The organism is Nocardioides sp. NPDC057772 (assembly GCF_042798075.1).
Taxonomy (GTDB): domain Bacteria; phylum Actinomycetota; class Actinomycetes; order Propionibacteriales; family Nocardioidaceae; genus Nocardioides.
Genome location: NZ_JBHVKN010000266.1, coordinates 1 through 5,984, shown reverse-complemented (window position 1 = coordinate 5,984; position 5,984 = coordinate 1). Strand labels below are relative to the sequence as shown.

At 69.7% G+C, this 5,984-nt stretch carries 11 protein-coding genes; 3 read left to right on the top strand and 8 right to left on the bottom strand.

Annotated features, from left to right (window positions below; translation table 11 throughout):
• Positions 1-23: 23 nt before the first annotated feature.
• From ACFVJS_RS25835 to ACFVJS_RS25805, 7 genes are all read right to left on the bottom strand, one after another.
• Positions 24-197: a CsbD family protein gene (locus ACFVJS_RS25835; RefSeq protein WP_378886347.1), complete on the bottom strand. Its 174-nt coding sequence runs from the start codon at positions 195-197 to the stop codon at positions 24-26.
• A 66-nt stretch (positions 198-263) separates the two neighbouring features.
• Positions 264-848: a hypothetical protein gene (locus ACFVJS_RS25830; RefSeq protein ID WP_378886345.1), complete on the bottom strand. Its 585-nt coding sequence runs from the start codon at positions 846-848 to the stop codon at positions 264-266.
• Complete coding sequence (locus ACFVJS_RS25825; RefSeq protein WP_378886343.1) at positions 845-1,444, bottom strand: DUF6286 domain-containing protein; 600 nt, start codon at positions 1,442-1,444, stop codon at positions 845-847. The genes ACFVJS_RS25830 and ACFVJS_RS25825 overlap by 4 nt, the downstream gene beginning before the upstream one ends.
• A complete protein-coding gene (locus ACFVJS_RS25820) occupies positions 1,441-1,851 on the bottom strand; it encodes an Asp23/Gls24 family envelope stress response protein (protein ID WP_378886341.1) in 411 nt (136 codons plus the stop codon). Before ACFVJS_RS25820 ends, ACFVJS_RS25825 begins: the two co-directional genes overlap by 4 nt.
• On the bottom strand, positions 1,844-2,020 hold the full coding sequence (locus ACFVJS_RS25815) for a hypothetical protein (RefSeq protein ID WP_008357942.1): 177 nt from the start codon (positions 2,018-2,020) through the stop codon (positions 1,844-1,846). The genes ACFVJS_RS25820 and ACFVJS_RS25815 overlap by 8 nt, the downstream gene beginning before the upstream one ends.
• 22 nt (positions 2,021-2,042) lie before the next feature.
• Positions 2,043-2,378 (bottom strand): hypothetical protein, encoded by a 336-nt coding sequence (locus ACFVJS_RS25810; RefSeq protein ID WP_378886339.1) that lies wholly within the window; start codon positions 2,376-2,378, stop codon positions 2,043-2,045.
• Positions 2,379-2,380: 2 nt separating this feature from the next.
• Positions 2,381-2,860: an Asp23/Gls24 family envelope stress response protein gene (locus ACFVJS_RS25805; protein ID WP_378886338.1), complete on the bottom strand. Its 480-nt coding sequence runs from the start codon at positions 2,858-2,860 to the stop codon at positions 2,381-2,383.
• A gap of 180 nt (positions 2,861-3,040) precedes the next feature.
• Here ACFVJS_RS25805 and ACFVJS_RS25800 point away from each other — a divergent pair, with 180 nt between their 5' ends.
• Both ACFVJS_RS25800 and ACFVJS_RS25795 read left to right on the top strand, forming a co-directional pair.
• Positions 3,041-3,610, top strand: a complete 570-nt coding sequence (locus ACFVJS_RS25800) for an RNA polymerase sigma factor (RefSeq protein WP_378886335.1) — start codon at positions 3,041-3,043, stop codon at positions 3,608-3,610.
• Positions 3,601-4,074, top strand: a complete 474-nt coding sequence (locus ACFVJS_RS25795; protein WP_378886333.1) for a hypothetical protein — start codon at positions 3,601-3,603, stop codon at positions 4,072-4,074. Before ACFVJS_RS25800 ends, ACFVJS_RS25795 begins: the two co-directional genes overlap by 10 nt.
• 23 nt (positions 4,075-4,097) lie before the next feature.
• Here the strand turns inward: ACFVJS_RS25795 and ACFVJS_RS25790 are convergent, their stop codons facing one another.
• Positions 4,098-4,352 carry a hypothetical protein gene (locus ACFVJS_RS25790; RefSeq protein WP_378886331.1) on the bottom strand — a complete coding sequence of 85 codons (255 nt, stop codon included), beginning with the start codon at positions 4,350-4,352 and terminating at the stop codon, positions 4,098-4,100.
• 281 nt (positions 4,353-4,633) lie between these two features.
• Between ACFVJS_RS25790 and ACFVJS_RS25785 the strand changes: the two genes are divergently transcribed.
• Positions 4,634-5,956, top strand: a complete 1,323-nt coding sequence (locus ACFVJS_RS25785) for an LPXTG cell wall anchor domain-containing protein (RefSeq protein ID WP_378886329.1) — start codon at positions 4,634-4,636, stop codon at positions 5,954-5,956.
• Positions 5,957-5,984: the final 28 nt, after the last annotated feature.

The window sequence follows — 5,984 nt, the reverse complement described above, 5'->3', positions numbered from 1 at the left end:
GTCATCAGGCGCATCGAATGCGGCTACTTCTTGAACGTGTCCTTGACGTCCTCGACGGTCTTCTTGACCGAGGCCTCAGCCTGGTCGACCTTCCCCTCTGCTTCGAGAGAGTTGTCGTTCGTCGTCTTCCCGGCAGCCTCCTTGGCCTTGCCGAGAGCCTCCTGCGCAGCGTTCTTGGCCTTGTCGATCATGCTCATCGTGGTTCTCCTCAGGTGGTGTCGTGATGGATGGTGCGGGGCTCGGGCGGCGCTGGGCGCCGCGGGTCAGCGCACGCGCATGTGGGACTGCGATCGTCCCCTGCCGCGCCGTGGTGGGTCGACGAGGACCCGGCAGGTGATCGAGTCGCCGGGGAACGCCGCCGCGACGTCACGGGAGCAGATCTCGGCGGCGTCCGCGACCGGCGCCACCGCGGCGGCGGGGTCGATGCGACCGCGCAGCAGGATCACCGGCCGCGACCGGATGGTGACCACCGTTCCGGTGACACCGGTCAGCGGAGCGAGGCTCTCGAGCCTGGTGGCGGCCGCATCCGCGATCGAGCGCAGGTCAGCCTGGACGCGGCCGGTCTGGTCGCTCGCGTCGAGCCTCAGGGTCGAGGGTCCGCGCCGGCCGAGGTGCGACAGCAGCCACACCAGACCGATGAGGCCGAGCACGATGCCCGCCGCGGCGAAAACCCACGGGAACCAGTCGGTGGTGACGACCTCGTTCGCCGGGCCGGTGGACAGCTCAGCCGGGTAGGTCCGGAGGACCCACCGGTAGTGCCAGTCGACGATCAGCAGGCCCAAGGCGACCACGAGGACGGCCACGAGCAGGGTCATCACCCGGTCGAACCTGATCACGCGGGGAGTCATCGGGGCACCTCCGTGGCTCGTACCTTGATGCGGGTCCCGGTCAGCCAGCCGACCTCGTCGTCGAGGACGGCTCTCACGTGCTCGGTCACGGCCGCAGCCTCCTGGGGACCGTCGGGGGTAGCGCGCGCCGCGACGACGAGGTCCACGACGACGCGACGCCGCGTGCTGCGTGAAGAGTCGGCCGACATGACCCCGGGGAGCCGGTCGGCGGTCTCCTGGGCCACCGCCGCGACGGCGCCCGGCGCGAGCCACAGATCGGCGTCGCCGGCGACGCGCAGGTGCGTACGCCGGCCGGGCCGGAGCGCGAGCCAGAGCACCACGAGCCCCACGAGCGCGATCCCTCCCCCTGCGGCGGCCAGCCCGACCGAGGCGCGTACGCCGTCAAGAGCGTCCACCAGGGTGGGGACGACCGGTGAACCGGCGGCCCAGCCCTGGCTGACCAGGAGCTCACGGACGGCGACCACGGCGATCGCGATCAGCACCAGGGCGAGCACGACGGCCGTCAAGACGACCACCGGTACCTTGCGCGGCTGGGTGCGTGGCGCCGCGGGTCGGACGACCCGCTCCCCTGTCGGTTCGATCGTCTGCGTGCTCATTCCACCCTCCTACCGGTGTCATCGGCGGCCGACGTGTCGACCGCGTGCACGGTGACGTCCACGCTCCGGACCTCGATCCCGGAGAGGCGGAATGCCTCCTGGCGAACGGCGTCCCGAGCTGCCGTGGCGACGCGGGTGAGGTTGCCGGGCCAGGTCATCGCAACGTCGAGTTTCACCCGGACGGCGCGTCCCTCGGCCGTGATGTCGGCCTTCGGGAACGCCGACCCGGTGACGCGGCCGAGAGCGCTGCGATGAGCCACCGTGCCGGGGACCTTCAGCGCGACCTGCTCGATGATCCGCTGGAGGGCCTTGTTCCGGACGTCCAGAGTGCCGCGGTCCTCCGTCGGGTCAGCGGTCTCGGTTTCTGCGTCGTCGAGATGCATCGGACGCACGGGGGTCTCAACCACGGCGTCCTCGCAGCAGACTGCGTACGTCGAGCTCTCCGTCGACGTGGCCGCCGATGAGGTAGCCGGCCCCGCCCAGCACGATGGCCAGCAACAGGCCGACCAGGCCACCGGTGACGATGGCGATCGTGAGCAACAGTCCGGCGACCAGGCCGAGTGTCGAGTTGGTCATGACGTTTCTCTCCTTCTGAGGGTCAGAGCGGGGCCGCTGCCGAGCCGGTGCTGTCGGGCGGGAGGATGTCCTCCACCGTGATGTCCACCGGGCCGGGCACGTATGGCCGGACGGCGGCACGGATCGCGTCGGTGGTGCCGAGGACCGACGCGCCCCAGTGGAGAACCACATGGATCGCGCAGCCGGACTCGCGCATCCTCACCCCGTTGACGCGACGCCCGGGAAGGTAGGTGGCCACCTCCCCGGCGCCGGCATGCAGGTCGTGGACGCCGGGCACCGCAAGGACGGCGCCCGCGACCACGTCCACGACCTCCGGCTCAGCGCCGTCGTGGCCCCGCGGGTCGGCGTCGGCAGTCACCGTCACTCCACCCGCCGGCCGGCGTCCTGGTCGGAGTCGCCGGCCTCGTCCTCGAGGTAGACGTCGTGCACGGTGATGTTGACCTCGGTGACCTCGAGGCCGGTCATCCGCTCGACCGACGCCTTCACGTTGCGACGGATCGCAGACGCGAGATCGGGGATCGAGGTGCCGTACTCGGCGACGATGTCGAGGTCGGCGGCAGCCTGGCGCTCGCCCACCTCCACCGCGACGCCCTGACCGAGGTTCGTGCGCGAGCCGGGGATCCGCTCACGGATCGCCCCCGCCGCACGCGCCGCGCCGCCGCCGAGGTCGTGCACGCCGCTGATCTCCCGAGCAGCGATGCCCGCGATCTTCGACACCACGGTGTCGGCGATCGAGGTGCGCCCGTACTCAGAGGCCAGAGCGCCCGCGTCGGTGCGGTCCACCGGCTGGCCGTCGGCGCTGCTGGTCGAGCTCGTGCTTGCGGACTTCGTCTGCGTCATGAGAAGAACCTTCCTGATCGGGTTTCCTTCGTGCTGATGACGGTTAGTCGCGACGTCCTCCCGATATGTCACAGAGATTGTGGTGTGTTCTGGATCACATCTCTTTGCTTGGAGGTGATAGAACTTCCTCGTATCGGGACGCTGCCCTTGGAGGGGTGGCTGAAGAGGAACTCGGGGGCGATGTCGGAACCGCAGGCGACAGCTGAGCCGTCGGCGACGGACGAGGCGTTGGTGCGCGCTGCTCGCCTGGGCGACCACGAGGCGTTCAGGGAGATCGTCGACCGGCACGGCCCGGCGATGTATCGCTACGCCCTTCGGCTGGTGGGCGACGCGACGGACGCCGCAGAGGCGACCCAGGAGGCCTTCGTCTCGGCCTGGCGCAGCCTGTCCGGCTTCGCCGGGCATTCCTCGCTGCGTACGTGGCTCATCCGTCTCGTCCACCGCCGCGCGGCCGATCTCCAGCGCAACCGACGTGCGACCCCGATCGACGACGGCCTGATGTCCCGGCTGACTCCGCCCGCGACGGACAACCCGCTGCAGTCCGTGCTGGACGCAGAACTGCTGGAGGCGCTGCAGCTAGCATTGAATGAACTACCGTGGCATCAAAGGGCGACCTGGCTGCTGCGGGAGGTCGAAGAGATGAGTTACGAGGAGATCTCCATCGCCCTGGCCATGCCGATCGGCGCCGTCCGCGGACACCTCTACCGCGGGCGACGCACACTCGCGGAGAGGATGGCACGATGGCGCTAGATCCCAGCCCGCTCGGGCGCGCTATCCGCGCCGCCCGTACCGATGAGCCCGCCGGGTGGGTCGACTTGGCCGAGTCGATCATGTCGCGCGTACGCCGGGTCGTCGTCCCCTCCGAGCCGATCCTGACCTTCACCGAGCAGGGCACGTCGACCCGCGACGAGGAGGGCTCGGAGACCTTCGTCTCCGCGCGAGTCCTCACCGCGGCGCTGCGGCGGCTCCTCCAGGCGCACCCCACCCACGCGCCGGAGGCCATCGAGCTGCACGTCGACGAGGGCGGCCTGACCGGCATCGACATCCGCCTCGTCGCCAGGTACGGCGTCGAGCTCCATCCCCTCGCCGACAACCTGCGCCCGCAGATCCTCGACATCGCCCGGGACCTCCTCGGGCCAGCTCCGGGCCTCGACCTCTCCGTGATCGAGATCGAGTACGTCGACGTCACCCGAGGCGACCCGAACCGGACCTGACCGCCCCTGCCCCGAGGACGCCGTCAGTCCTCGGCGCCGGAGGCCTTCCCGGTCTCCACGCGCACGGGCAGGCCCTCGCACTCCTGCGGCAGGTGACGCACGGCCTCGGCGGCCGGGTCGACGGCGTAGACCACCACCGCCGGTCCGCCGTCCTCGGCGGCACCGATCGCGACCCCTTCGACGCCCTTTCCGATCCACTTCTCGGCCACCGTGAGGGCGTGCCGGGACCGCTCATCGAGGGCTGGGACCTCGGCGTACAGATCGTCGTCCGCGCTCATGTCCCCAGGCTACGCGAGGAGGGTCGAAAGTCCCGTCCACCCAATATTGGGTAGGCAAAGAAATCCCCCAACCTGCTGAGACAGCGCCGGGAGACCCTCCTCTCACAGACCTCGCCGAGGCGGCCCACGCCGCACTTGCTCCTCGGTTTCAAGAGGTCCCCACGAGCCACCCGAGACCGGCCCAAGCCGACTGCGACACGCATCCCTGGCCGGTGGCCCGGTCCCGGGTACCTCAGCCCTGCCTGCTCATCACAGGCACGAACCCATGAAGGAACCAACCCATGAACATGCACAACTCCACCAAGATCGGCCTCGCGGCGGTAGCCGTTGCCGGCGTCGCCACGGTCATGGCAGCCCCTGGGGCTCAAGCCACGCAGGACTGCAAGACGACCGTCGTGACCACTCAGGTCAAGGTGGCCGACGAAAAGCGGACCACCCAGGTCACGCCTGCGGTCACGCACGTGGAGCACACCGACGCGGTGTCCCACGATGAGTCCCGCTTCTCGAAGGTGGTCAAGGGTGAGAGCCACGAGGCTGTCACCGAGGACCAGTTCCGCAACTCGGTCTACACCCGGACCTACACGCCCGGCACTGACGCGGTGACCGACTCCATCGAGCACCCGGCCGAGACCCACACGGTCGAACACCCGGCCGAGACCCACACGGTCGAGCACCCCGCGGAGACACACGTCGTCCACCATGAGGCGGTCACCCACGAGGAGACTCGCGTCAAGGACCGTGGCTACGCCTACAGGCAGAAGGAGACCGGCAGGGTTCGCTACCTGAACACACCGGACTGGAACGGCGAGGACGAGCACGGCGACAAGGGCTGGGTCCGCTTCGCCGCGGGCGACCTGACCGAGACCGTCACCGTCGTCGACAAGGAAGCCTGGACCGAGACGGTCGTGGACAAGGAGGCCTGGACCGAGACGGTCGTCGACAAGGAAGCCTGGACCGAGACCGTGGTGGACAAGGAAGCCTGGACCGAGACCATCGTGATCGAAGAGGCCACTCCTGCCGTCTTCGGCCCCTGGCAGTGGGACCACTTCACCACCTGGACCACCACATCGGGCACCCCGGCCGACGAGGACGGTCAGGACGGCGAGGACAACCCGCTGAACCTATCCCAGATCGGCGAGCAGTATGAGCAGACCGTGATCACGAAGGAGGCCTACACCGCCCCGGACGTCACGCTGTACTTCGTCGAGGACGGTGAGCCGGCCACGAACCTGGCCGAAGCGTCCTGGACCACCGACGCGCCTGAGGGTTGGGACCTGGTCGACACCCGTACGGTGGAGGACAGCCCGGCGTCGGACATCACCGTGGTGGACTCGCCTGCCTCTTCGGTCACGGTCGTCATCCCGGCTGTCTACGAGACCAGGACGAGAACGTCGGAGAAGTGCGCGGCGGTCGTCGAGGACGCCGGCACCAAGGCCGCCAGCACCAAGGCCGTATCGGAGGTCCCGACCCGGATCGACGCTGGCCTGGCTGGGAACCTGCCGAACACCGGCGGCCCGAACGGCGTGCTCCTCGCCGTCGGCGGGCTGCTCGCCGGCATCGGGGGCACCGGGGCCTTCCTCGCCCGTCGCCGGAAGCACGCCTGACCGGGGCCGGGTGGCCGCTGTCCCGGGG